This is a genomic window from Polaromonas sp. P3_B4, from assembly GCF_056402835.1.
On the sequence record NZ_JBFUGQ010000001.1, the window covers coordinates 1,539,848 to 1,564,203 of the forward strand.

Sequence of the window (24,356 nt, forward strand, 5' to 3'; positions counted from 1 at the left end):
TTGCTTGGGTTAACTCTACTGACTTATGAAGGGAATATTGGCCGGATTTACGATTATTCAATGGGCTCACTGACACACTGCAGCGGATGGCCGTTTTTCCGGGCAGCTTCGGTGACCTGGTCCACCTTGGTCGCCGCTACGTCCCTGGAAAACACGCCACAGACACCTTTGCCGTCCAGATGGATCTTCAGCATGATCTGCGTGGCGGTGTCATGGTCCTTGTTGAAAAACTCCTGGATCACCACCACCACGAACTCCATGGGGGTGTAGTCGTCGTTGAGCAGGACCACCTGGTACATCTGCGGGGGCTTGGTCTTTTGCGGCCGGCGCTCCAATACGACCGACTCTCCCCCATTGCCGTTATCAGGCTTGATAGCCGGTGCTGGGGGCTGCACCGGAGAGTTGGGGGATTTGGGAGACTTGGTTGCCATGGAATTCATTCTAGCCACCGATGTAGTCCAGTGCGCCTGATAGGGAAATTGGTGGCGGGAACGCGACATTCAAGCGTGATTTTTTTCCTTTTCCGTGGCCAAGAAAAAAACCGCCGCGGGATTGCTCCCGGGCGGTTCTCGGAAAAACCGGCTGAGCCAGCTTTACATGTGGTCGATCATGACCTGGCCAAAGCCGGAGCAGCTGACCTGGGTTGCGCCTTCCATGAGGCGGGCGAAGTCATAAGTGACCTTCTTGGAGTCGATGGATTTTTCCATCGAGCTGATGATCAGGTCGGCAGCCTTGGTCCAACCCATGTGGCGCAGCATCATTTCGGCCGAGAGGATCTCGGAGCCGGGGTTCACGTAGTCTTTGCCAGCATACTTGGGCGCAGTACCGTGGGTGGCTTCAAACATGGCGACGGTGTCGCTCAGGTTGGCGCCGGGGGCGATGCCGATGCCGCCGACCTGGGCAGCCAGCGCGTCGGACACGTAGTCGCCGTTCAGGTTCAGGGTGGCGATCACGCTGTATTCAGCGGGACGCAGCAGGATCTGCTGCAGGAAAGCATCGGCGATGCTGTCCTTGACGGTGATTTCCTTGCCGGTCTTGGGGTTCTTGAACTTCATCCATGGGCCGCCGTCAATTTCCACGGCGCCGAATTCCTTCTTGGCCAGGGCATAAGCCCAGTCACGGAAGCCGCCTTCGGTGAACTTCATGATGTTGCCCTTGTGCACGATGGTCACGCTGGGCTTGTCGTTGTCGATGGCGTACTGGATGGCCTTGCGCACCAGGCGCTCGGTGCCTTCGCTGGAAACCGGCTTGATGCCGATGCCGGAGGTGTTCGGGAAGCGAATCTTCTTGACGCCCATCTCGTCCTGCAGGAACTTGATGAGTTTTTTGGCCTTGTCGCTGCCGGACTCGAACTCGATACCGGCGTAGATGTCTTCCGAGTTTTCGCGGAAGATGACCATGTGGGTCTTTTCAGGCTCTTTGACGGGCGAAGGAACGCCCTTGAAATACTGGATGGGGCGCAGGCAGACGTAAAGATCCAGCTCCTGGCGCAACGCCACGTTCAGGCTGCGGATGCCGCCGCCCACAGGGGTCGTCAGCGGACCCTTGATCGACACGACGTAGTCACGAACAGCGTGCAGGGTTTCTTCTGGCAGCCAGACGTCCGGGCCATAGACCTTGGTGGACTTTTCACCGGCAAACACTTCCATCCAGTGGATCTTTTTCTTGCCGCCGTAGGCTTTGGCAACAGCAGCATCAACCACTTTCAGCATCACCGGCGTAATGTCTGCGCCGGTGCCGTCGCCTTCAATGAACGGAATGATGGGTTCGTCAGGTACGTTCAACGAGTTGTCGGCATTGACAGTGATTTTTTGGCCTTGGGAAGGCACCTTGATGTGCTGATACATGAACAAAAGTCTCCGGTAAGCGCAAGGCGTCCAAGGGCACGCCACGCAACAGTTAGGTAAAAACCCCTAAATTCTAGCCGTAAAACCGTACAGCAAAAGAATTTGGGGGCATCGTGTCAACGGCTTTGGAACCGGCCTCGTTACGGTAGGGCCTCCGAGAAGTTCGGGGTATTTTTTCCAATAACGTTATCAAAGGAAATTCCAAATGAACAAAATCCTCGCTGCTTTGATCGCTGGCCTCTTCGCTGCTGGTGCTTTCGCACAAGCTTCCGCTCCTGCGGCTACCCCAGCCAAGCCAGCTGTTGCCGCAACGCCAGCCGCTCCTGCTGCAAAAGCAGAAGCCAAAGCTGAAGCAAAGCCAGCCAAAATGACCAAAGAAGAAAAAGCTGCTGCCAAGGCCGCAAAGAAAGAAAAAGCTGCTGCTGACAAGAAAGCAAAAGCTGAAGCCGCTGCAGCCAAGAAAGCCGAAGCTGCTGCCGCCAAAAAAGCAAAAGCTGAAGCCAAGAAGTAATTCCTGGTGACTTCGGTCAAAATGCCCGCCGCGTGCGGGCATTTTTTATGCGCGTCGTTTATGCTGGCCGATCAACTTCATGCGTGGTGACTCTATGTTTTTCGAACCCGGTACTGTCTTTTTTCGTGGGGCGTTCAAGGGCCTCACCCAGATGCTGGCTGTTGCCGCCTTGTTCGTGCCCCTGGGTGCTTCGGCGCAGGACGGCCCCCAGATGAATTTACAGCGCGTCAAGCTGTCGGCCGGCATGCACCTGATTGAGGCACAGGTGGCCCTCACGCCGGAACAGCGGCAAATCGGCCTGATGTTCCGCAAGGAAATGCCGCAACAGGAAGGCATGATTTTTATCTTCGAGCAGCCAGCCCAGCAGTGCTTCTGGATGAAAAACACCTTGCTGCCACTGACCGCCGCCTTTGTGGCGGATGACGGCACCATCGTGAACCTCGCCGACATGAAACCTCAAACCACAGACCCACACTGCTCTGCCCAACCCGTGCGCTTTGTCCTGGAAATGAACAAGGGCTGGTTTGCGCGAAAACGCATCAAGGCCGGCAGCAAACTGGGCGGCCCGATTTTCGAGGCGAAGCGCTGATTTCTCGCTTTTAAAACAAAAAAAGCCGACTCATGTCGGCTTTTTCGTGGGCGAAGGCTTCTCGCCTCAGGCGAAGTTGGCCTCGGCAAAACTCCAGTTCACCAGATTGGAGAGGAAGGTTTCGACAAATTTCGGACGCAGGTTGCGGTAGTCGATGTAGTAGGCATGCTCCCAGACATCCACCGTCAGCAGGGCCTTGTCGGCGGTGGTGAGAGGGGTACCTGCCGGGCCGGTGTTGACAATATCAACCGTACCGTCGGCTTTTTTGACAAGCCACGTCCAGCCGGAACCGAAATTGCCAACGGCTGACTTGACGAAAGCCTCTTTGAACGCAGCATAAGAGCCAAACTTGGCGTTGATGGCTGCAGCCAGCGCGCCGCCAGGTTCGCCGCCGCCGGCCGGTTTCATGCAGCTCCAGAAGAAGGTGTGGTTCCAGATCTGGGCCGCATTGTTGTACACACCGCCACTGGATTTCTTGACGATCTCTTCGAGCGTCATGGCTTCAAACTCAGTGCCTTTTTGCAGGTTGTTGAGGTTCACCACGTAAGCATTGTGGTGCTTACCATGGTGGTATTCAAAGGCTTCCTGGCTGTAATGCGGCGCCAGGGCGTCGATCGGGTACGGTAGCGGGGGGAGTTTGTGTTCCATGATTTTTTCCTCGTGGTGATGAATAAACTGCTTTTAACGATGTCATTGTAAAAACTAAATCAGCCTGCGCGCAGAAACCGTCAAATCGACCTCGCCGTCGGCAAGGGTAGCGCGTACGGGTTGCCCTATGTGTGTATTTTCCTGGCTGGTAATGGGCTGCCCATGAAGGTCGGCAAGCCAGGCATAACCGCGCTTCAGGACCAGTTTGGGATCCAGTAATTCAAGCCGCAACTGTGCGCGCTCGACGCGCTGCCGACCTCGTTGCAGGCTGCCTTGCACTTCGTGCGGAAAATCGCTGCCCAAGACCTGCAGCCTGCGCCGTTCGTGCTGCAGTGCCGAACGCGCCGCATGGCTCAGGCTCTGGCCGAGCCCGGCCAGACGGGCATGCTGCCTGGTAACCAGATGCGACGGCCGGGTGATTCGCGAAGCCGCCCAGTCCAGGCGCTGGTTGTGCGACTCCAGCTGGCGGTCTACACCGTTTTGCAGCCGCGACAGAGCCAGGTCCAGCGCACCCAGCCAGACAGCCTGGGGCTGCGCGCAGAGTTCTGCCGCGGCGGTCGGCGTGGGCGCACGCACGTCAGCGCAAAAATCAGCGATCGTGAAGTCGGTTTCATGTCCCACCCCGCTGATCACTGGCATGGGCGATTCCACCAGAGTTCGGGCGAGTTGCTCATCATTAAAAGCCCACAGGTCTTCCATAGCACCGCCGCCGCGTACCAACAGCAAGACATCCACGCGGTCCTGGGATCGCCGCTGATAGGCTTTGAGCAAAGCGGCGCGCAATTCGCCGGCTGCCTGGCTGCCCTGTACGCTGGCAGGATAGATAACCACGGGAATATGTGGCACACGGCGCTGCAAAGCACTCATGACATCGTGCAAGGCGGCGGCACCCAACGAAGTCACCACACCAATGGCGCGGGGCAGCAAAGGCAAAGGCCTTTTACGGCCTGGGTCGAAAAGACCCTCAGCTTCAAGTCTGGCCTTGAGCAGCAGGAACTGTTCAAAAAGGTTGCCCTGGCCCGCCTGGCGCATGGACTCCACCACCAGTTGCAACTCACCGCGCGGCTCATAAACACCCAGCCGTCCCCGCAACTCCACCAATTGGCCGTCGCGCGGGGAAAAATCGAGCATCGTGGCAGCGCGGCGAAACATGGCGCAGCGAACCTGCCCCTGTTCATCCTTGAGTGAAAAATAGCAGTGGCCGCTGGCCGCACGCGAAAAACCGCTGATCTCACCCTGCACCGCGACGGGGTTAAACCGGGCTTCAAGGCTGTCTGAAATAGCCCTCAGCAAAGACCCGACGGGCCATACCCGAATGCCCGCGTCGCGCGCTCCCGCTTGCGGCTTCCCCGAAGGAGTCGATGCATCAAACACGCCTAAACCCCTTGGCAATCCGGGTGTAATACTCCACAGAGAGCCGCCCTTCAAGGCTCAACCCCCTGGTTTCCCGCGGATATCGAGATAAATTCGTGTAACTCATTGATTTTGAATAACTTAATTCTGCTCAAAATTTCATCGTTCTGTCACATGCACGATTTGGCGCGGCTTGGAGGCCGCTGTGCCTCCACTTGCTAACAAAGTTATCCACAGCTTCTGTGGGCTACGTCCGACACGCGATGACGTTGCGAACATTTAACAGATCAGGCTCGGCTGCAACGAGATGGCAGTTTCTGTAAGCCATAATCCACCACAACTTACTGCCTGGAGATGTGCATTGTTTTCGATCATACAAGCCGCAGGTTGGCCGATTTGGCCCCTGGTTGCCTGCTCTGTCTTGGCCCTTGCTCTGGTTATCGAGCGTTTTACCAGCCTAAAAATCCGAAAAATCGCCCCCGCCAAGCTGCTTGACGAAGCCATCACCGTCTCCCGCGCCTCCGTCCCCTCCCCCGATGTGGTGGCGCAACTTGAACAGAATTCGCTGCTCGGCGAAGTGCTTGCCAGCGGTTTTCGTGCGCTGAACACCAATCCACGGATCAGCGAAGATGACCTGCGTTCCACGCTGGAAGGCGCGGGACGCAAGGCGGCCCACAAGCTGGAGCGCTACCTGGCAGCCCTGGCAACCATCGCCTCTGCCGCGCCCTTACTCGGTCTGCTGGGTACCGTCATCGGCATGATCGAGATTTTCGGCTCGCAGGCAGGTGGCGGAGGTGTGAGCAATGCCGCCGGCGGCAACCCTGCCCAGTTGGCGCAAGGCATCTCGATTGCGCTCTACAACACGGCTTTCGGCCTGATGGTGGCCATTCCCTCGCTGATTTTCTGGCGCTATTTCCGGGCGCGAGTGGACGGATATCTGCTGACGATGGAGCTGGCGGCCGAGCGTTTTGTACGCCACCTCAATACCCTCAGAAAATGAACTTTCGCCCCCATCCTCATGACGAGCCGGAGATCAACCTGATCCCCTTCATCGATGTGCTGCTCGTGGTGCTGATCTTCCTGATGCTGTCCACCACCTATAGCAAGTTCACCGAACTTCAGGTCAAGCTGCCGATCGCCAACGCCGAACAACAGCGCGACTATCCCAAGGAAGTCATCGTCGCCGTGAGCAGCGACGGTCGCTACATGGTCAACAAGACTTTGGTGGAAGGCCGTGGCATCGAAGTGCTGGGAGCCGCGCTTGCCGAAGCAGCGAAAGCCGGCAAGGAAAGCGTCATCATCATCAGCGCCGATGCCAACGCCACACATCAAGCCGTCATCACCGTCATGGAGGCCGCACGCCGCCAGGGGCTGACGCAAATCACATTTGCAACGCAAAGCGCCGCAACGGCCGGGGCCAGATAGGCCGGGGCCGGTTGCCCATTCCATGCAGCCTTCGCGGCGAAATGGCAGTCATCACGTGAAACAGATTTTGCAGAATGCCTGGCACAGACGGGGTTGGCTGGCATGCCTGCTCTGGCCGCTTGCCCAGGTCTATGGCCTGGTCGTGCGGCTGCGGTGGGTGCTGTATCGCCGTCACATTCTCCGGTCCGAACATTTTGGCGTTCCGGTGGTCGTGGTCGGAAACGTCATCGCCGGCGGCGCCGGAAAAACACCGCTGGTGATTGCCCTGGTGAAACATCTGCAGGCGCAACAGGTACTGGTAGGGGTGGTGTCCCGCGGTTACGGAAGGCACGGCACCGACTGCCTGGAGGTGATCCCCGGCGCATCCCCTCATCTCTCAGGCGACGAGCCGGCCCTTATCAAGCGTGCAACGGGTGCGCCTGTTTTTGTTGCCGGCAAGCGTGTAGACGCCGTGCGTGCATTGCTTGCCGCATATCCGGGCACGGCTGTAGTCGTGTGTGACGACGGGCTGCAACACTACGCCCTGCAACGCGATATCGAGATTGCCGTGTTCGACGACCGAGGTGTGGGGAACGGTTGGCTGCTACCGGCAGGCCCGTTGCGTGAGCCCTGGCCCGCACGCGAACGGGTTGGCTTGAATTTTGTGCTGCACACCGGGCAAAAACCGGCATTTGAAGGGTTTGTTTCCAGTCGCAAACTGGGCAACGAAGCTTATTCCGGCCGGGGCGAACCGGTCGCGCTAACGAGCCTGCGGGGCCGGCCTCTGGCGGCACTTGCGGGCATAGCCAACCCTGAAGCATTTTTCGGAATGCTGAGGGAAACCGGCCTGACGCTGCAGGCCACAACTGCCCTGCCCGACCACCATGACTTCACCGATCAAGACCTGGAGGCGGAGGCGCTCAAAGGGCGTGTGGTGCTGTGCACTGAAAAAGACGCTGTCAAGCTTTTTGCCCTGCAGGGCACGTCACAAAGGGAGGTTCTGGCCGTGCCTTTGGTGTTTACGCCCGAACCAGCGTTCTTTGCCGCACTCGATGCCCGGCTGGCCCCTTTGATTTCTCCCTTACCATCAGGCCATGGACACCAAACTGCTTGAACTGCTGGTCTGCCCTGTGACCAAAGGCCCGCTCGACTACGACCGGGAAAAACAGGAACTTGTTTCCCGCAGCGCCCGCCTCGCGTACCCGGTGCGCGACGGGCTTCCCGTGCTGCTGGAAAGCGAAGCGCGGACCTTGACCGACGAAGAGCTCGGCCTGTGAACGGGTCCTTGAAAAACACAGGCAAGACCCCGAAAGCATGAGCTTCACCGTCCTCATTCCGGCCAGGCTGGCCTCTACACGCCTGCCCAACAAGCCGCTCGCCGACATCGGCGGCGCACCCATGGTCGTGCGTGTGGCGCAGCGCGCGATGCAGAGCACTGCCCTGCGCACCGTCGTCGCAACCGACAGCAACGAAATCATCGAAAAATGCGCGTCTTTCGGCATCGCCGCCGTGCTCACCCGGGAAGACCATCCCAGCGGCAGCGACCGGCTCGCGGAAGCCTGCAGCGTGCTGGGACTCGCGGACGACGACATTGTGGTGAACGTGCAAGGTGACGAGCCGCTGATTGACCCGGCCTTGATCGACGCGGTCGCACGCCTGCTCATCGAGCGCCCGGACTGCGCCATGAGCACGGCGGCGCATGCCATCCAGCAGCTGGCCGACCTGAACAACCCCAATGTGGTCAAGGTTGTGCTTGATGCGCGCCATACGGCCCTTTACTTCAGCCGCTCACCCATTCCGGCCGCGCGCGACTTTACCGGCAAGGCGTGGTGGGAGGCCGGCAGCAGCCTGCCCCGGCCACTCCGGCACGTAGGCATTTACGGCTATCGGGTGGGATTTCTGCGGGAGTTCCCGCGCCTTCCCCAGTCGCCACTCGAGCAACTGGAGTGCCTTGAGCAACTCCGGGCGCTGTGGCACGGCCATCGCATCGCCGTGCACATCACCAGCGACGTGCCTGGGCCGGGCGTTGACACGCCGGAAGACCTGGACCTCGCCCGCAAGCTGTTTTCCTGACCTGCCCTCCCCGGCATGACGCGGGCTCGTAAGTTGCTGTCAGGGGTGCATGCTATCCTTGGGAAAAACACAAGTGTGAGGCCTGCAGGGCGTGCCGGCAGCCCTCCATACCTGTCAAGCAGCCCCTGCGGAAACCGGCCGGCGGTTCGGGCTGACTTCAAGAATTCATAAAATCCGAGGACATCCATGAGACTGATTTTGTTGGGCGCGCCTGGCGCGGGCAAAGGGACGCAAGCGACCTTCATCTGCCAGAAGTACGGCATTCCCCAGATTTCCACCGGCGACATGCTTCGTGCGGCCGTCAAAGCCGGCACGCAGCTGGGCATTGAAGCCAAAAAAATCATGGACTCGGGTGCACTGGTCAGCGACGACCTGATCATCAATTTAGTCAAAGAGCGCATTGCCCAGCCCGACTGCGCCAAGGGCTTTCTGTTTGACGGCTTTCCGCGCACCATTCCGCAGGCCGACGCCATGAAGTCTGCCGGCGTCAAGCTGGATTACGTTCTTGAAATCGACGTACCATTCGACGCCATCATCGAGCGCATGAGCGGACGCCGTTCGCACCCCGCCTCAGGCCGCACCTATCACGTCAAGTTCAATCCGCCCAAGGTCGAAGGCAAAGACGATGTGACCGGCGAGCCGCTGATCCAGCGCGATGACGACAAGGAAGAAACCGTCCGCAAGCGCCTGGAGGTTTACAGCGCGCAGACCCGTCCGCTGGTTGAGTACTACTCCAGCTGGGCAAAGTCAGAGCCTGAACTGGCCCCAAAATACCGTGCCATCAGCGGCATGGGCGGTGTTGACGAGATCACCGCCCGCGCGTTCAAAGCGCTGGCGGGCTGAATCGAGCCTCCAGCGAGTCCATCTGCACCCCAAAGCCGTCAGTCTGACGGCTTTTTTCATTCCAGTTCCCGGCAGACTGAAATCGGAAGGCAGGGTTCAGCTTTGCGCCAACAGCTCGAGCATCATCGCTATTCTCGCCTTCACGGGGCTCAGCCCCTGCGAATCAGAAAACAGATCCCCGGGTGTGGGCAAGATACGACCATTGAGGCACCTTGTCGACCGGACGACCCGCACCCCCGCGGACCGCGCGCGAAGCAAGGCCGCCTCCAGCGCATGGTGCAAGGTGCCATTACCCGTGGCGGCAACTACAAGCCCCTGAACACCCTGCGCCAGCAACGCGTCCACGACCGCACCACTGGCGCCGGCATGGTTCATGACGATCTCAACGTGCGGCCACTGGACCGGAACCACGGAGTTCGCTATTATTTTAATAGCTGCTTGCGCTCGTTCTACATGGGTTTCAGGCCAATTTCGCATTAACCTGAGGAATCCTTCCTCCACATAGCCAATCGGCCCCGCATCACCAGAGTCAAAGGCGTCAACCTTGTAGGTATGCACTTTCTGCACGTCCAGCGCGCTGTGGATGGTTCCGGCGCACACCGCAACCACACCCCTCGCCCCCGCATGACGCGCCGCCGCCATGGCATCCAGCATGTTCTGGGGGCCGTCAGGCACCAGCGCCGTCGCGGGCCGCATGGCGCAGGTCAGCACCACAGGTTTATCGGGGCGGCACACCGCATGAAGGAAATATGCCGTCTCTTCCAGCGTGTCCGTTCCGTGCGTGATAACAATGCCCTGCACGTCCGGCTGGGCCAGAAAGTAATTGACCCGACTGGCCAGCTGCATCCATACCTCGAAGCTCATGTCCTTACTGTCGACCTGCGCGACCTGCTCGGTCATCAAGGGGCCGTACCTTGCCAAGGACGGGACCGCCACGACCAGCTGCTCAACGCCCACCTGGGCGGCGGTATAGCCGATGTTGTCCGACGCACTCGCAGCCTGCCCGGCAATCGTGCCGCCAGTGCCCAGAATCACAATATTTTGAGGATACATAAAACGTAAACTTGCAATCTTTTAAAAACTGGATGAAAATACAGTTACTGGATATTAAAACAGCTACAGCAACGTGCGTACCCAAAGCCAACAGGCAACAGGCAACAGGCAATACGCAAGCGGGCTGAAGTTGTGATTCAAGGAGCAACAGTGATGAGCACACTCGATAACTTTCCGCATTTTCCCTCTGAGGCTCCCAAGCTCACTGCGCGCCAGCAGCAAATTCTGGAATTGATCCAGAGCGCCATCGCGCGCACGGGCGCCCCGCCCACCCGTGCTGAAATCGCCGCTGAGCTTGGCTTTCGCTCTGCCAACGCCGCCGAGGAGCACTTGCAGGCACTGGCCCGCAAAGGCGTCATCGAGCTGGTCAGCGGGACTTCACGCGGCATACGTTTGCGCAATGACGCCCTTCGCAGCCTGAACGAATCCAGAATCAAACAGTTTTCCCTGCCGTTGCAAAGCCTGGCCCAACTCGCCCTACCTCTGGTGGGGCGGGTTGCTGCTGGCAGCCCGATTCTCGCGCAGGAACATGTCGAGCAAACCTATTATTTTGAAAGCAGCCTGTTTCAGCGCCAGCCCGACTACCTGCTCAAGGTTCGCGGCATGAGCATGCGGGACGCAGGCATCATGGATGGCGACCTGCTGGCCGTCAAGCAATCAAAGGAAGCCAAGAATGGTCAAATTGTCGTGGCCCGGCTGGGTGATGAAGTGACCGTCAAGCGCTTTCGCCGCAACAAGCACCTGATCGAACTTCTGCCCGAAAACCCGGACTTTAAAACCATTGTGGTCGAGCCCGGCGAACCTTTCGAACTGGAAGGCCTGGCCGTCGGCCTCATTCGCAACACGATGCTGATGTAGGCAGTTCACCTGGCCACGCACCAGGTGGCGGGCGTTTGGCCGTTGTGATGGCCAACACCCTGGTGCCGGGGCCTTCCTGGCAATTTGCCAGTCTGCAATCCTGCCTGTGTAAACCTCTCTCATACAGGAGTTCATCATGGGAATCATCAGTTTTTCACATACACCAATGTCGTCAGTCCTGCTGGCACCCGTGCAGGCATTGGTGTCATTGTTTTTGCCGGCGCAGGGTATGGCTGGGGCAAGCCGTTTTTCCGCGCCAGCCGGCGCGCAGCCCAGATCTCACCAGCTTGCGCTACCCTTTGCTTCCGGCGATTTCGCGGCAATGCGCGGCCCGTCTGCCCGCGCCACTGGTACTCTTGCCGTCCAACGCTCTGTCAATGCGTCCCGACCCAGCCGGCTGCGAGTTGTCCGTGAGTTTGACTCCAATGTCGGCCCAGCGTGCGCTGGCCGCATGGTGATATCCGGCCGCATGGCCGACGTCTGCGCGGAACTTGAGCGCATGAGCCAGCGAGAAACCTCTTTGAGATAACTGGTACGGCAAGCTTCCCACCAGAAGTTCAGCCCGGGCCTATGCGCTTTGCGGCGCCGTCTGGTGCGTTTCCTTGAGATACAAAATCCCCAGTCGGAAGTGACCCCGGCGGCAAGGAAGAAAAATCTTGCAGGCACAATATCGGCATGAATATTGTGATCCTCGACGACTATCAGGACGCGGTGCGGAAACTGAACTGCGCAGCCAAGCTGGAGGCCTACCCCGCCAAGGTCTATACCAACACCGTTAAAGGCATCGGCCAGCTGTCCGTCCGCCTCAAGGATGCCGATGTCATCGTCCTGATCCGGGAGAGAACCCAGCTCAACCGGCAAGTTATTGAAAAGCTGCCCAAACTCAAGCTGATTGCCCAGACAGGCCGTGTCGGAAGCCATATAGATGTCGCGGCTTGCACAGAACGCGGCATCGCGGTTGCCGAGGGCATTGGGTCTCCTACGGCACCCGCGGAGCTGACCTGGGCACTGGTGATGACCGCCATGCGCCGCATTCCGCACTATGTAGCCCACTTGAAGCATGGCGCCTGGCAGCAGGCAGGGCTCAAGTCAGCTTCGATGCCACCCAACTTCGGCATTGGCTCCGTCCTCAAGGGCAAGACATTGGGGGTATGGAGCTACGGGAAGATCGGGCAAATTGTGGCTGGCTACGGCAGGGCCTTCGGTATGCGTGTCGTCATTTGGGGCCGCGACGCATCACTGGAGCGGGCACAGGCCGATGGCTTTGAAGTCGCGGCCAGCAAAGCCGAATTCTTTGAGCAAAGCGATGTACTGAGCCTTCACCTGCGACTCAACGCAGAGACACGCGGTATCGTCACGCTGGAAGACCTGTCGCGCATGAAAACCACGTCCCTGCTGGTGAATACATCAAGGGCGGAGCTGATCGAGCCGGAAGCATTGATCGCCTCCCTCAATCGCGGGCGGCCCGGCCTGGCGGCCATCGATGTTTTTGAGTCGGAGCCCATCCTGCAAGGCCATGCGCTGCTCCGCCTGGAAAACTGCATTTGCACGCCGCATATTGGCTATGTTGAACAGGACAGCTATGAGCTGTACTTTGGCGCGGCGTTTGACAACGTCGTCAACTTCATCAAGGGCACGCCCACCAATATCGTCAACCCGGGGGCCTTGCAAGTACGGCGCTGATGTGACACGCCCAGCCTGATCAAGTGCGCGTAAACCCGGGATTCCCGGCGAGCCAGGCTCAAACTTCGCTCAAGTTTTCTGCGTCGGCCCCGAAGAATCCGGAAAGTCGAGGTCAAACTCGATGAGATTGTTGGCAGCGGCTTGCGGCGGCCGCGCACCAGCGTCGATCGATGGAAACGGGACCAGGTCCCCGCCCTCACCTGCACTCAAATCAATATCAAGGCCAAGCCGGGGGGAAGCGGGAGGCTGCGTCGGGTCGGTTGCACCTGCCACGGCAGGAGACGGCAAAGGCGCCACGATCTGGAACCGGGCTGACAGTGGCTGGATGCTGGTGGGTCCAAAGCCTGCAACGCTTGGGAGCGTATCCGGCATGGTCGGAATCGACGGTGCGTCCGATGGTTTTACCGGTGCTTCGGCGTCGCCGGGCGGCCGGCTAACAATCCTTTTTGCGATCGAGTGGAGGAGCAACAGCTCGCGGTAGGCGGCCAGGCTGAAGACCTCTCCCCGCGAATCCGGTTTGCGGAATATGGACTCTTCAAGTACGTCGAGTACCTTGGGCGTTGGCCAGAGGGCCTCAATCCGCGAGAGGGCCTCCGTGTAATACTCAAGATCGTGCGTATTCGCCGCGTATTCGTCGAATGGCGGCACCTTGGCATTGAACATCTTGTTGAAGTCTGTGCGCAACGCGTCGTAATCCTCCCGGCGTCCCAAGCTGTGATAGAGGTCAAACAGGTCGAGATAGACGAGCGCGCTTGTTTCCACGTTGTCCATGATGTGGTGGCGCAGAACATCTACCGCCTTGTCGGGCCGGCCGAGCGACAGGAAAAAATCAGCCTGTTGCTGCACATCAAACAGCTCTTCGGCATTCACAATCCGCGGCATGCTGCTGATACCGCTCAGGCTAGGCAGAAATTCCGAGGGGAATCTGGATTCGGCAACCCTTGGGCGCGCCACGGCGCTTGAAGCCGGCGTATTTTTCGGCGCCTCGAAAAATGGTTCGCTGGGATCGAAATCAACCAGCGAATCGGGCATAGGCCCGGCGCTCACCGATTCAGCTTCTGAGGCCCCGCGCAAAAAGGCTTTCCCGGTGTTACCCGTACCTTCAGTCACATAAGGCGCGCTGTCTTCGGCAAACCCTTTGCCCCACCATGATCCCCGGCTGACACGGCTTTGCTGTCGGCTACGTATCCATAGTGCCAGGATCGCAAGAAGGGAGGCGACCAGCAAGGCGTAAAGGGCGTATACGAGCCAGTTGTTATAGCGTTCACCGCGCGCCTGCTCAAGCTGGCCGCGCATTTCCATCACGGCTTTTTCGGTTTTCTGGCTTCGCGCGAGCATGCCGGCAACATCGGCTTCCAGGGATTTCAGGCGCTGGCTGTCGCGCACCATGTCTTGCGGCTGTGCATTAAGCGCCTGCCACAGTGCGGCGGCAGCAGCGCGCTGCTGGGCGTCTGTTGAGGGCTCCGTCAGCAGCTCCGGCGAAGACCGGAGCACAGGGTCGCGCTCGGCCGCCAGGTCAATGGGGTCAAGTTTCAGGCGAGAACGGAGCTTGCCCGCCGGCTCGGATGCGGACTTGCCAGCCCCGCGAACAGCAGGCGTTGCCTGCAGCAACCCAACTGAGGTAGCCGATCGCAATTCACTGCCTCCGGCAGGCGGGACTTTTCCGGACCTCGCTCTTGGGGCTTTTCCCGGGCTGGAGGGCGCGGAGCCTGCCTGTGCCTTTGTGGCGTTGCCGCCGGCGCCAACAACACCAGGCATCTGCGCCACCAGAGGGGCAGTCGCCACGGCTTCTCCGCCGACAACGGGAATCGGGCTGGTGTTTTCTCCGGCCACTTCCGCCAGCAGCACGTACTTGCGCGTGTTTTTCTGCAAGCATCCTTCACGCACATAGAGTGTCACCACCGGCTCGTCGACGCCTGAGCTTGTGCGGATGCGGATCAGTGCCTCACCGGAAGCGCCTTGCGACGTGACAACGCGTACCTTGTCCTGGGCAACCTGGCTGTCGCCAAAAAACACATCTGCCGCCACACAGACTGCAGACAGCCCTTCCGTGCCGTCCAGGTGCGCCGACAGAGTGACATCAAGGGGGCGTCCGACAAGGGTGGCGCCGCGCATGCGCCCCAGCGACAAGGCCATGCTGTGGACGGCAACGCCCATCAGCAGAACGCCAAGGAGATATTTGACAGGCTTCTTGGCAAGTTTCATGGGGTGGGCAATTTTGACACGGTACCCTGCCAAATACGGTCAGCCATAATTCAGGCATGGAAGTAAATTACGCGAATGTGGGAATAGTTGGCACCGGCGCCATGGGGCGCGGCATTGCGCAGATCGCCGTGCAGGCCGGCAGCATCGTCAGGCTGATGGACGCGCAGGCAGGCGCCGCGGAAAAAGCGCGCGAAGCCATCTGCGCCCAATGGGACAAGCTCGTTGAAAAAGGCCGCATCGACGCAGCCGCGGCAGCCGGGCACAAAGACCGGCTTGTGCTGGCCTCCACCCTCACTGACCTGGCGGCCTGCGACCTCATCATCGAAGCCATCGTGGAGCGGCTGGAGGTCAAGAAAGCCCTGTTCGCCGAACTCGAGACACTGGTACCTGTGCACACCGTTCTGGCCAGCAATACCTCCTCGCTGTCTGTAACGGCCATCGCCGCAGACCTGAAGCACCCCGACCGCCTGGCCGGTTACCATTTCTTCAACCCCGTTCCGCTGATGAAAGTGGTGGAGATCATCGCCGGCCTGAAGACCATCCCCTCTGTATGCGAAGGCTTGAGCCAATACGCCCGGCAAATGGGCCACACACCCGTGCAGGCGCAAGATACGCCCGGCTTCATCGTCAACCACGCCGGCCGGGGCTACGGCACCGAAGCGCTGCGCATCGTCAGCGAAGGCATCGCCGATTTCGCCACCATAGACCGCATCCTGCGCGACCAGGCCGGCTTCAAGCTGGGCCCTTTCGAGCTGATGGACCTCACCGGGCTCGACGTCTCCCATCCCGTGATGGAGTCGATCTACCACCAGTACTACGAAGAAGCCCGCTACCGTCCCAATGTGATCACGGCGCAGCGCCTGGCCGGCGGCGTGCTGGGCCGCAAGACCGGAGAAGGCTTTTATCGCTACACCGACGGCGCCATGCAGGTGCCGCCCGAGCCTGCCGTCCCTGATGTGACCGAACTCCCGCCGGTGTGGGTGTCGCCGCGTGCTGCACGCCGCTCGGAGCTGTTGCAACTGCTCAAAAACCTGGGCGCCAAAATCGAAACCGGCGCCTCCGCATCACCACAGGCCCTGATGCTGGTGGCCCCTTTGGGCTTTGACATCACCACCGTCGCCGTTGTCGAACGGCTGGACCCGGCCCGCACTGTGGGTATCGACATGCTGATCGACGACGCAGCCACCAAGCGGCGCGTGCTGGCGACCAACCCGGCCACCCGCACCGACATGCGCGACGCCGCGCACGCCCTCTTCGCCCGCGACGGCAAGGCCGTCAGCGTGATCCGCGACAGTGGCGGTTTTGTCACCCAGCGCGTCGTGGCCACCATCGTCAACATCGCCAGCGACATCTGCCAGCAAGGCATTTGCAGCCCGAAGGACCTGGAAACCGCCGTCACGCTGGGCCTGGGTTATCCGTTGGGGCCGCTGGCCATGGGCGATCGCTATGGCCCCACCAATGTGCTGGAAGTCCTGTTCAATATGCAAACCGTGTATGGCGACCAACGTTACCGCCCTTCCCCCTGGCTGCGGCGGCGCGGCGCCATCGGCCTTAGCCTGTTACACCAGGAGGAATAGCACCCCCTTCGGATGCTCACTTCGTGTAGCACCTTCCCCCCTCGAGGGGGCGGCGCCTGCGGCCTGGCGAAGCCAGTTCCGCGGCCCCCACTGGCAAGGGGATCTGTACGGGGACTTGGTCCCTGCCTATTTCTTATTTCGATGCATTGGAAAACTAGCATGGCAGGCGCAATCAAAGGTACGAGCGAGGGTCAGACCCTTATCCTGACGATCAGCAACCCCGAGTTCAAGAACGCGCTCGGCCCCGACATTTACGCCGCGGGCATTGAGGCACTGAATGCCGCTGAAAACAACCCCGACATCCGCAGCGTGGTGATCACCGGCGAAGGTGCCATGTTTTGCGCCGGGGGCAACCTGCAGCGCCTGGAGGCCAACCGCCGCGAGGCGCCGGAGGTGCAAGCCCAGAGCATTGAAGGCCTGCACAACTGGATCGACTCGATCCGGACTTATCCCAAGCCGGTGATCGCCGCCGTGGAAGGTGCTGCCGCCGGTGCAGGTTTTTCACTGGTGCTGGCCTGCGATTTCGTCGTTGCAGCGGACAACGCTGTGTTCGTGATGTCTTACAGCACCGTGGCACTCTCGCCCGACGGCGGCGGCAGCTGGGTCCTGGCGCGTGCCTTGCCGCGTGCGCTGGCCAGCGAATTGCTGATGGCCGGCGAACGCATAGGCGCGCGCCGGCTCCATGATTTTGGCTTGGTGAACCGCGTTACGGCCCCGGGCGAGGCCTTGGCCCAAGCGCTTGAACTGGCCGACAATCTGAATGCACGCGCACCCAACGCGCTGGCCAGCATCAAGGAACTCATCAACGACGCAGCCGGCAGCACGCTGACCGAGCAGCTCACCCGCGAACGTGATCACTTCGTGCGCAACCTGCACGACGCCAACGCGGGTGAAGGCATAGACGCCTTCCTGAACAAGCGCACGCCGCACTACCGCTAGGCGGCAGGCAGCCGGTCGCGGGCTGCCCAACCGACAATCCAGGCCTACGGCCGGGCGACACCCATGCGACAGCCCGCTGGCGCCGGGCGGGTCCCTCAAGCGACAATGGACGTCTTGTTAGTCACTCAAAAGACAGCCCATGGACGATCCCATTCTTACGATAGAGGAACGAGAGGCCATCAACAACGGCCGCTGGTTTTCATCCCTGTCCCCATCACTGAGGCACGACATACTTCGATGCGCCTACGTCAAACGCTACAAAGACGGCGAACTCATCAGCGCCCGCGGCGATGTGCCGGAAGAATGGATCTCCTGCGCGCGGGGTGCCATCCGTGTCAGTTCGACCTCGATTTCGGGCAAGCAGGTCACGCTGACCTATGTGGAGCCGGGCCTCTGGGTCGGCGATGTGGCGATCTTCGACGGCGAGCGGCGCACCCACGACTCCTATGCCCATGGCGAAACCACGCTGCTGTGCGTCTCGCGCGCCGACCTGCGCAAGATTCTGAGCCAGCATGTCGAGCTGTACGAAGCCCTGCTGCGCCTGCATGCGCGGCGCATACGGCAGCTCTTCGGCCTGGTGGAAGACCTCAACACCCTGCCCTTGCGGGCAAGGCTGGCCAAGCAGCTGCTGCACCTGGTGCGCAGCTACGGTGTGCCCAGCCTGGCGGACAGCGGCGAGGTGCGAATCGGCCTGCAGCTGGCGCAGGAGGAATTGGCACAACTGCTGGGCGCCTCGCGCCAGCGCGTCAACCAGGAGCTCAAATCCATGGAGCGCGAAGAAGCCATCCGGATCGAGCCGGGAGGCTTGGTGGTGCGCAACCGCGCAACCCTGATGCGCATCTCTGAAGCTGAAATTGACAAATAAACAGAGACAACACGTTTGAGCATGAGCAATTTCGATCACTTTGTCGGTACACGGGCTGTTTCGGGTGGGCACGCTTTTGATCTCGAAGCCCTTGCCGCTTATCTCGACAAGCACCTGCCTGGCTTCCAGGGCCCGCTGACCGCGGAAATCTTCAAAGGCGGCCAGTCCAATCCGACCTACAAGCTGATCACGCCCACCGCTTCTTATGTGATGCGCGCCAAGCCGGGACCGGTGGCCAAATTGCTGCCGTCGGCCCATGCGGTGGAACGCGAATTCAAGGTCATGCAGGGGCTGCAGGGTACCGACGTGCCGGTGCCCAGGATGTATTGCCTCTGCGAAGACGAATCCGTGATCGGCCGCGCTTTCTATGTGATGGAATTCGTCGGGGGCCGCGTGCTGTGGGACCAGTCACTTCCCGGCATGACCAACGCCCAGCGCGGCGAGATCTACAACGAGATGAACCGCGTGGTCGCCGCACTGCACAAGGTGAAGTTTGCCGAGCGAGGCCTGGCCGACTACGGCAAGCCCGGCAACTACTTTGAACGCCAGATCGGCCGCTGGAGCAAGCAGTACGCCGCATCCATCACCCAGCCTATCGCCGAGATGGACAGCCTGATGCAGTGGCTGCCGGCCAACATCCCGGCCAGTGCGCGCGACGACAGCATGGTGTCCGTCGTGCATGGCGACTTCCGGCTGGACAACCTGCTCTTTCACCCCACCGAGCCACGCGTGCTGGCGGTGCTTGACTGGGAGCTCTCCACCCTGGGCCATCCACTGGCCGACTTCAGCTACCACTGCATGGCCTGGCACATCCCGCCGGGCGCTTTCCGCGGCATTGGTGGGCTCGATGTCGTCAGCCTGGGCATTCCCACCGAATCCGACTACATACGCCTTTACTGCGAGCGCACCGGGCTGGCCACGCCCGAGGCGCTCAAGGCCGACTGGAACTTCTACATGGCCTACAACCTGTTTCGCATCGCGGCCATTCTGCAAGGCATTGCCAAGCGCGTCGAGGCCGGCACGGCCTCCAGCGCCCAGGCCGTCAGCTCGGCCGCCGGCGCGCCGCTGCTGGCGAAGATGGCATGGGGCTTTGCCCTGAAAAGCCAGGGCTGAACGACCGCTGCCTCACCACAACATCGCCTCACATCTTTCTGGAGATTTCATGGACTTCAACTACACCCCAAAAGTACAGGAACTGCGGGCGCGCCTGCTCAAGTTCATGGACGAGCATGTTTACCCCAATGAGGCCCGCTTTTTCCGCGAAATCGCCGAGAACCGTGCCAAGGGCAATGCCTGGATCCCGACCAGGCTGGTCGAGGAGCTCAAACCCAAGGCGCGTGCCGCCGGCCTGTGGAACCTGTTCTTGCCGCACTCGCCGCGCGCGCCTGAAGGTTTGTCCAACCTCGAATACGCGCCGCTGTGCGAAATCATGGGCCGCGTGCCTTTCGCGGCCGAGGTGTTCAATTGCTCGGCGCCCGACACCGGCAACATGGAAACCATCGCCCGCTACGGCTCCGAAGCCAACAAGGACCAGTGGCTGGATCCGCTGCTCAAGGGCGAGATCCGTTCTGCCTTCCTGATGACCGAGCCCGAGGTCGCCTCGTCTGATGCGACCAACATCCAGTGCCGTATCGAACGCGACGGCGACAACTACGTCCTCAACGGCCTCAAGTGGTGGTCATCCGGCGCGGGCGATCCGCGCTGTGCCATCTACATCGTCATGGGCAAAACCAACCCCGACGCCGGCCGCCACGAACAGCAGTCCATGATCCTGGTGCCCGCCAACACGCCCGGCATCGAGGTCATCCGCCCTCTGTCGGTATTCGGCTATGACGACGCCCCGCACGGCCACATGGAAGTGCGACTGACCAATGTGCGCGTGCCCGCCGCCAATTTGATGCTGGGCGAAGGCCGTGGTTTCGAAATTGCCCAGGGGCGCCTTGGCCCCGGACGCATCCACCACTGCATGCGCAGCATCGGCATCGCCGAGCGTGCGCTGGAGTTGATGTGCAAACGCCTCAATACCCGCGTCGCCTTCGGCAAGCCCATCGCCAGCCAGTCGGTCTGGCACGAACGCATCGCCGAGGCCCGCTGCATGATCGAGCAGGCCCGCCTGCTGACGCTCAAAGCCGCCTACATGATGGACACCGTTGGGAACAAGGTTGCAAAGGCCGAGATCGCGATGATCAAGGTGGTGGCGCCCAACATGGCCTGCCAGATCATCGACTGGGCCATCCAGGCCCACGGCGGCGGCGGTGTGTCGGACGACTTCCCGCTGGCCTATGCCTACGCCAGCCAGCGCACCCTGCGCCTGGCCGACGGCCCGGACGAGGTGCATCGAGCTTCTCTGGCCAAGCTTGAGCTGGCCAAGCACTTGCTGATGCCCGGCGAAGTCGAGATGCCCATCACGCGTGGCGGCTGATACGCCCAAATTTTGCTATTAAATCAATAGCTACTCGCGCTCACCCCATAGGGCTAAAGTGCCAATTTCACCCTGAAAATGGCAATGCGATCAGAGCGTGATGTCGTTGGACAGGCCTGCAATGGCCGATTCGCAGGCGCTCGTGAAGATCTGGGCCGCATGTTCCAGCGTCGGCATGTCGGCGGGGGTGTATTGCATGCGCAGGTAAGCCTTGCCGCGCAGAATCATCAGGATAAAAGGCACTTGCGCATCTGGTGATGGCTCCGGCCAGTTCATCAGCAAGTCGACCAGGTGGGTGTCCAGCCAGGCCTGCGCATGCACACGCTGGTCTGCCATGACTGCGTAGCGCTGCCAGAACGGCTTGGGCAGGCTTTCCCAACCTACTTCCGAATACATGGCCAGCCAGCGCACCTCTTCCGGCATGCTCAGGTCTGCGGTGGTCTGCAGGGTGTCGGTATAGGCCTGGTAAGCACGTTTTTCAAGTGAATCCTTCAGTGCCCGGTTCATGACCAGCACCGTGACGTCGTCGTTGACCTTGATCTCACCGCGGGCGCGGAGTTCTTCGCCGCGGATGTAGTCGCGCGAGGCCCGGCCACGCTCCATCTTCCAGGGTTTGCCACTCACGGAACCTTTCAGGGCGAAACCCTTGCCTTCCCCCAGGCCGGTATAAGAAAAGCCGCGGGTACCTGCCCACTCGGACACGGCATCGTCGGAGGCGCCGGCGTCGCCCGCATCCCCCTTACCCCCGACAAAGACTTTCTTCAACCGCTCAAACATGGTTTTGGCTTTTCTCTTAAAGTGCAGCAACCTCATGTTAGTCCAAGGAAGCGCCAATGATCAATGTTTACTCCTGGCCCACACCGAACGGCCACAAGGTCCACATCATGCTGGAAGAATGCGGACTGCAGCTGGACCGGGACTGGCGGGCGATTCCAGTCAATATCGGCACCGGCGACCAGTTCAAGCCCGAATTTCTGGCCATCAGCCCGAATAACAAGATTCCTGCGCTCGTTGACCCGGTCGGCCCCGACGGCAAGCCGATCCCGGTGTTTGAATCCGGCGCCATCCTGCTGTACCTTGCCGCAAAAACCGGCCAGTTTTTGCCAAAAAACGACCGCCTCAAATTCCAGGTGCTGCAGTGGCTGATGTTCCAGATGGGCGGCGTCGGTCCCATGATCGGGCAAACCCACCATTTCCGGCAGTACGCGCCGGAGAAAATCGACTACGCCATCAACCGCTACACGAATGAAACGAAGCGGCTTTACGGCGTGATGGACAAGCAGCTTTCCACCCACAAGTTCATCGCCTGCGATGAATACACCATCGCCGACATCGCCATCTTCCCCTGGCTGCGCAATTGGCAAAACCACGGCATCGACTGGGCCGATTACCCGCACCTTAAAAAATGGTTTGACCTGATCAGCGACCGCCCCGCCGTGCAACGCGGCGTCAAAGTGCTGGCCGATCTGCGCAGACCCATCACCGACGACAAGGCGCGGGAAATCCTGTTTGGCAAGACGCAGTACGAAAAGCGTTGAGCTCAGGCTCGTAGCCGGCGCCTTGCCAGTGCACTGCCCCGCTTTGGGACCGGCCGATAGCAAGCGTGGCGAGGGGAACCGCAGCGTTGTTCCCGATTTGGGATCAGATCGCGTAGCGAGAACGCGCCAGCAAGTCCGAGCCGCACCGGAAGAACCGGAACGTACTTCAGGTACGTGAGGATAAAAGCGCATCGGGCTGAAGCCCAGACAAGAAAATCGGCCGATAGCAAGCGTAGCGAGGGCCCGTCAGCAAAGCCAAACCGTACCGCAGCGACCGGAACGTACCTCCGGGTACGTGAGGATCGCGAGGAACGTATTGGCTTTGATCACGGGTCCGCAGTAGCTTGAAGCGGTCGATTGGCCTGCCCGGAGGGGATCGAACCCCCGACCCTCAGCTTAGAAGGCTGATGCTCTATCCAACTGAGCTACGGGCAGTCTGTATGTGTGTCAGCGCGGCGGAGCCGCAAACGTGCGAACTGCAGGATTCAGTTCGTCGCGAATCATACCTTCAAACGCCTGCCGGACGCCCCAGGCAACAGGGTCGAATGTGTCCGGCGCGCAGTGATTCGGACTCAGTGGTTTGTTGTGGTTCTCACACACCGCAATGACTCACCTATGGCCAGTTCCCTGTCAGGGGTATATTGTCTACACGAACGATACGCAAAGGCACGCACATGACCCGACCAATCCTGCTGCTGGTGGAAGACAACCCTGCCCATGTCGAGCTCACCACGGTGACATTGCAGGAAAACGGTGCGGACCATGAAATCATCGTTGCCCGCGACGGCACGGAAGCCCTGGAATACCTTTTCTGCGAAGGTGCTTACAGCAACCGGCCCAACGACCATCCGCCCGAACTCGTCATGCTGGACCTGAATTTGCCCGGCCTCAGCGGGCTGGAAGTCATGCAGCGCATGCGGGCCGACCCCCGCACCTTCTTTGTACCCGTCATCCTCCTGACGTCCGAATCCAAATATTCCCCGGTGGTGAAAGAGCTCCAGGGCGGGCTCAACAGCTACGTTCGCAAGCCGCTGCACTTTCGGGATTTTCAGGAAAAACTGGAACAGGTGCGCGAATACTGGCGCACATCCAACTTTGGGTCCTTGCTCAAGCCCTGAAAACGCCGCCGTTGGCAGGACTGAGGCCTGAGGCTGCCAGGGCCGAACTGGCGAGGCGCCCCAACAGACAGGCGTGAAAAAGCCCACATAAGTGGGCTTTTTGCTGGGAATTTTTGGTCGGAGTACAAGGATTCGAACCTTGGACCCCCTGGTCCCAAACCAGGTGCGCTACCAGACTGCGCCACACTCCGACAAGTCCAAGATTATAGCCCGAACTTGACTCACTTTCACGCACGGCCCCAACTTTTCTCCACGCTACGGGGGCCAGCACGTTCCATAAGGCTGGCAGTACCCGCGGGCGCTTCCAAACAAAGCCTGCCAAAATCGCACCCCAAAGGAGACTGCCATGGCCATCAAGATCGTGAGGCTGGGTACGACACGCACCGCTGGCGAGGGACTGCGCATAGGCACGGTGCGCCGGCCACCGCGCGGTATACCCAAAACGGAGTTTGCATCCGGTAACTGGTATGACGTGTGGTACCCCAATTTGGCGCCCAGCGTGGAAACCATGAAACTGGGCCAGTCGGTTAACTCCGACAAGGACTGGGCAGCCTTCAGCAAGAAATACCGGGCTGAAATGAACGAACCAGATGCCAGCCGCAACCTGGACTTGCTCGCGGCGCTGTCGCACCAGACGAATTTCGCGATGGGTTGCTACTGCGAGAACGAGGCGCGTTGCCACCGCTCGCTACTGCGGGACCTCCTCAAGGAGCGCGGCGGCAGGATTGGTTAGCCCCCACGGTTGCTCACTGCGTGTAGCGTCCTGCCCCCCGAGGGGGCCGCTGCGCCTGCGGTCTGGCAAAGCCAGTCCCGCGGCCCCGACTTGGCTT

General features: G+C 60.4%; 26 protein-coding genes and 2 tRNA genes. 19 read left to right on the top strand and 9 right to left on the bottom strand.

Translation table 11 applies throughout. From position 1 onward, the window contains the following. Positions 1 to 53: 53 nt before the first annotated feature. Both clpS and icd read right to left on the bottom strand, forming a co-directional pair. Complete coding sequence (clpS, locus tag AC1DVV_RS07380; protein ID WP_477702792.1) at positions 54 to 431, bottom strand: ATP-dependent Clp protease adapter ClpS; 378 nt, start codon at positions 429 to 431, stop codon at positions 54 to 56. 162 nt (positions 432 to 593) lie between these two features. Continuing rightward, the gene (gene icd / locus AC1DVV_RS07385) at positions 594 to 1,853 is read right to left on the bottom strand and encodes an NADP-dependent isocitrate dehydrogenase (protein WP_457280764.1); all 1,260 of its coding nucleotides are present in this window, start codon (positions 1,851 to 1,853) and stop codon (positions 594 to 596) included. A gap of 199 nt (positions 1,854 to 2,052) precedes the next feature. Between icd and AC1DVV_RS07390 the strand changes: the two genes are divergently transcribed. Both AC1DVV_RS07390 and AC1DVV_RS07395 read left to right on the top strand, forming a co-directional pair. Beyond that, entirely contained in the window at positions 2,053 to 2,358 is a 306-nt protein-coding gene (locus AC1DVV_RS07390; protein WP_457280763.1) for a hypothetical protein, read from the top strand. Between the two features lie 151 nt (positions 2,359 to 2,509). Beyond that, complete coding sequence (locus AC1DVV_RS07395) at positions 2,510 to 2,947, top strand: DUF192 domain-containing protein (protein WP_477666040.1); 438 nt, start codon at positions 2,510 to 2,512, stop codon at positions 2,945 to 2,947. A 66-nt stretch (positions 2,948 to 3,013) separates the two neighbouring features. On the opposite strand, the gene AC1DVV_RS07400 is transcribed toward AC1DVV_RS07395, so the two are convergent. Both AC1DVV_RS07400 and xseA read right to left on the bottom strand, forming a co-directional pair. Continuing rightward, positions 3,014 to 3,595, bottom strand: a complete 582-nt coding sequence (locus AC1DVV_RS07400; protein ID WP_431096247.1) for a Fe-Mn family superoxide dismutase — start codon at positions 3,593 to 3,595, stop codon at positions 3,014 to 3,016. A gap of 54 nt (positions 3,596 to 3,649) precedes the next feature. Next, complete coding sequence (gene xseA, locus AC1DVV_RS07405; RefSeq protein WP_477702790.1) at positions 3,650 to 4,969, bottom strand: exodeoxyribonuclease VII large subunit; 1,320 nt, start codon at positions 4,967 to 4,969, stop codon at positions 3,650 to 3,652. A 340-nt stretch (positions 4,970 to 5,309) separates the two neighbouring features. On the opposite strand from xseA, the gene AC1DVV_RS07410 reads away from it, so the two are divergent. From AC1DVV_RS07410 to adk, 6 genes are all read left to right on the top strand, one after another. Continuing rightward, the gene (locus AC1DVV_RS07410; protein WP_457280990.1) at positions 5,310 to 5,948 is read left to right on the top strand and encodes a MotA/TolQ/ExbB proton channel family protein; all 639 of its coding nucleotides are present in this window, start codon (positions 5,310 to 5,312) and stop codon (positions 5,946 to 5,948) included. Then, a complete protein-coding gene (locus AC1DVV_RS07415) occupies positions 5,945 to 6,373 on the top strand; it encodes an ExbD/TolR family protein (RefSeq protein ID WP_457280760.1) in 429 nt (142 codons plus the stop codon). Before AC1DVV_RS07410 ends, AC1DVV_RS07415 begins: the two co-directional genes overlap by 4 nt. Positions 6,374 to 6,395: 22 nt before the next feature. Continuing rightward, entirely contained in the window at positions 6,396 to 7,466 is a 1,071-nt protein-coding gene (gene lpxK / locus AC1DVV_RS07420; protein WP_477665949.1) for a tetraacyldisaccharide 4'-kinase, read from the top strand. Next, complete coding sequence (locus AC1DVV_RS07425; protein ID WP_122956562.1) at positions 7,447 to 7,629, top strand: Trm112 family protein; 183 nt, start codon at positions 7,447 to 7,449, stop codon at positions 7,627 to 7,629. The genes lpxK and AC1DVV_RS07425 overlap by 20 nt, the downstream gene beginning before the upstream one ends. 37 nt (positions 7,630 to 7,666) lie before the next feature. Then, positions 7,667 to 8,425: a 3-deoxy-manno-octulosonate cytidylyltransferase gene (kdsB, locus tag AC1DVV_RS07430; protein ID WP_477665948.1), complete on the top strand. Its 759-nt coding sequence runs from the start codon at positions 7,667 to 7,669 to the stop codon at positions 8,423 to 8,425. Between the two features lie 186 nt (positions 8,426 to 8,611). Continuing rightward, a complete protein-coding gene (gene adk / locus AC1DVV_RS07435) occupies positions 8,612 to 9,268 on the top strand; it encodes an adenylate kinase (protein WP_477648743.1) in 657 nt (218 codons plus the stop codon). A 96-nt stretch (positions 9,269 to 9,364) separates the two neighbouring features. On the opposite strand, the gene AC1DVV_RS07440 is transcribed toward adk, so the two are convergent. Beyond that, entirely contained in the window at positions 9,365 to 10,321 is a 957-nt protein-coding gene (locus AC1DVV_RS07440) for an asparaginase (RefSeq protein ID WP_477702269.1), read from the bottom strand. A gap of 153 nt (positions 10,322 to 10,474) precedes the next feature. Here AC1DVV_RS07440 and lexA point away from each other — a divergent pair, with 153 nt between their 5' ends. From lexA to AC1DVV_RS07455, 3 genes are all read left to right on the top strand, one after another. Next, entirely contained in the window at positions 10,475 to 11,179 is a 705-nt protein-coding gene (lexA, locus tag AC1DVV_RS07445; RefSeq protein WP_457280989.1) for a transcriptional repressor LexA, read from the top strand. A gap of 136 nt (positions 11,180 to 11,315) precedes the next feature. Then, positions 11,316 to 11,708: a hypothetical protein gene (locus AC1DVV_RS07450; RefSeq protein WP_477702270.1), complete on the top strand. Its 393-nt coding sequence runs from the start codon at positions 11,316 to 11,318 to the stop codon at positions 11,706 to 11,708. Positions 11,709 to 11,854: 146 nt separating this feature from the next. Then, positions 11,855 to 12,862: a D-2-hydroxyacid dehydrogenase family protein gene (locus AC1DVV_RS07455; RefSeq protein WP_457280754.1), complete on the top strand. Its 1,008-nt coding sequence runs from the start codon at positions 11,855 to 11,857 to the stop codon at positions 12,860 to 12,862. A 69-nt stretch (positions 12,863 to 12,931) separates the two neighbouring features. Here AC1DVV_RS07455 and AC1DVV_RS07460 read toward each other — a convergent pair whose 3' ends face one another. Continuing rightward, positions 12,932 to 15,067, bottom strand: a complete 2,136-nt coding sequence (locus AC1DVV_RS07460) for a type IV pilus assembly protein FimV (RefSeq protein WP_477702271.1) — start codon at positions 15,065 to 15,067, stop codon at positions 12,932 to 12,934. A gap of 56 nt (positions 15,068 to 15,123) precedes the next feature. On the opposite strand from AC1DVV_RS07460, the gene AC1DVV_RS07465 reads away from it, so the two are divergent. The 5 genes from AC1DVV_RS07465 to AC1DVV_RS07485 all read left to right on the top strand — a co-directional run bounded on the left by AC1DVV_RS07465 (position 15,124) and on the right by AC1DVV_RS07485 (position 20,870). After that, entirely contained in the window at positions 15,124 to 16,644 is a 1,521-nt protein-coding gene (locus AC1DVV_RS07465; RefSeq protein ID WP_457280752.1) for a 3-hydroxyacyl-CoA dehydrogenase, read from the top strand. 159 nt (positions 16,645 to 16,803) lie between these two features. Further along, entirely contained in the window at positions 16,804 to 17,583 is a 780-nt protein-coding gene (locus AC1DVV_RS07470; RefSeq protein ID WP_477702272.1) for an oxepin-CoA hydrolase, alternative type, read from the top strand. Between the two features lie 139 nt (positions 17,584 to 17,722). Next, positions 17,723 to 18,448 (top strand): Crp/Fnr family transcriptional regulator, encoded by a 726-nt coding sequence (locus tag AC1DVV_RS07475; RefSeq protein ID WP_457280750.1) that lies wholly within the window; start codon positions 17,723 to 17,725, stop codon positions 18,446 to 18,448. Positions 18,449 to 18,469: 21 nt separating this feature from the next. Next, complete coding sequence (locus AC1DVV_RS07480) at positions 18,470 to 19,561, top strand: phosphotransferase (RefSeq protein WP_477702273.1); 1,092 nt, start codon at positions 18,470 to 18,472, stop codon at positions 19,559 to 19,561. A 49-nt stretch (positions 19,562 to 19,610) separates the two neighbouring features. Further along, a complete protein-coding gene (locus AC1DVV_RS07485) occupies positions 19,611 to 20,870 on the top strand; it encodes an acyl-CoA dehydrogenase family protein (protein WP_457280748.1) in 1,260 nt (419 codons plus the stop codon). 90 nt (positions 20,871 to 20,960) lie between these two features. Here AC1DVV_RS07485 and AC1DVV_RS07490 read toward each other — a convergent pair whose 3' ends face one another. Further along, a complete protein-coding gene (locus AC1DVV_RS07490) occupies positions 20,961 to 21,647 on the bottom strand; it encodes a hypothetical protein (RefSeq protein ID WP_457280747.1) in 687 nt (228 codons plus the stop codon). Between the two features lie 56 nt (positions 21,648 to 21,703). On the opposite strand from AC1DVV_RS07490, the gene AC1DVV_RS07495 reads away from it, so the two are divergent. Continuing rightward, the gene (locus AC1DVV_RS07495; RefSeq protein WP_477702274.1) at positions 21,704 to 22,408 is read left to right on the top strand and encodes a glutathione binding-like protein; all 705 of its coding nucleotides are present in this window, start codon (positions 21,704 to 21,706) and stop codon (positions 22,406 to 22,408) included. Positions 22,409 to 22,766: 358 nt separating this feature from the next. Here AC1DVV_RS07495 and AC1DVV_RS07500 read toward each other — a convergent pair. Beyond that, a tRNA-Arg gene (locus AC1DVV_RS07500) sits at positions 22,767 to 22,843 on the bottom strand. Positions 22,844 to 23,082: 239 nt separating this feature from the next. Between AC1DVV_RS07500 and AC1DVV_RS07505 the strand changes: the two genes are divergently transcribed. Continuing rightward, positions 23,083 to 23,526 (top strand): response regulator, encoded by a 444-nt coding sequence (locus AC1DVV_RS07505; protein ID WP_477648732.1) that lies wholly within the window; start codon positions 23,083 to 23,085, stop codon positions 23,524 to 23,526. Between the two features lie 114 nt (positions 23,527 to 23,640). Here the strand turns inward: AC1DVV_RS07505 and AC1DVV_RS07510 are convergent. Beyond that, positions 23,641 to 23,717, bottom strand: a tRNA-Pro gene (locus tag AC1DVV_RS07510). A 155-nt stretch (positions 23,718 to 23,872) separates the two neighbouring features. Between AC1DVV_RS07510 and AC1DVV_RS07515 the strand changes: the two genes are divergently transcribed. Then, on the top strand, positions 23,873 to 24,259 hold the full coding sequence (locus tag AC1DVV_RS07515; RefSeq protein WP_457280744.1) for a DUF488 domain-containing protein: 387 nt from the start codon (positions 23,873 to 23,875) through the stop codon (positions 24,257 to 24,259). The last annotated feature ends 97 nt before the right edge of the window (positions 24,260 to 24,356 follow it).